The organism is Campylobacter concisus, from assembly GCF_002092855.1.
GTDB classification, from domain to species: domain Bacteria; phylum Campylobacterota; class Campylobacteria; order Campylobacterales; family Campylobacteraceae; genus Campylobacter_A; species Campylobacter_A concisus_AI.
Window position 1 is genome coordinate 1 of sequence record NZ_LVLC01000003.1, and the last position, 573, is coordinate 573.

Sequence of the window (573 nt, forward strand, 5' to 3'; positions counted from 1 at the left end):
GTACAATAGACATATACTTCTAAAATTTATATAATTCATTCAAAATTTAAAATACTATAAACAATAAGGAGAACATGATGGCTAAAGAAGCCGGAGTAGTTAAAAGCGTAAACGGAGGAATAGCAAGAGCACTTAATGACTTAACAGGAGAGGTAAGACAATTAAGTGTAGGAGATATTGTATACCAAGGTGAAAAGATAGTTACAGAGGGTTCTAACTCTAAAGTAACAATAACTCAAACTGATGGTAAAGATATAACTTTAATAGGTAAAGACACTCTAACTCTAGATCAAGACTCTAACAATAACGAAACAGTAGCTGATATCTCAGCTTTACAACAAGCCATCTTAAAAGGAACAGATCTTAATGCTCTAGAAGAAACTGCTGCAGGTGGTCCACAAGCAGGTGGTAATGGTGGAGATGGCGTAAGCTTATCTTCTACTAGCTTTGCAGAAGGAGGCCACATTAGTAACATAAATGCTAATGTAGGAAGCATAGATGCTTTATCTCTAGCAGCAGGTGGAGATAATAGCTTTGGTGTAAGTGGAGGAAGTGCTGTTGGGGCTGGAACTG

The 573-nt window shown here is 37.0% G+C and carries 1 protein-coding gene; it reads left to right on the forward strand.

Annotation, left to right across the window (positions count from 1 at the left end; translation table 11 throughout):
- Positions 1-77 precede the first annotated feature (77 nt).
- The coding region (locus A3223_RS04250; RefSeq protein WP_180378697.1) for a retention module-containing protein at positions 78-573 on the forward strand (496 nt) is incomplete at its 3' end.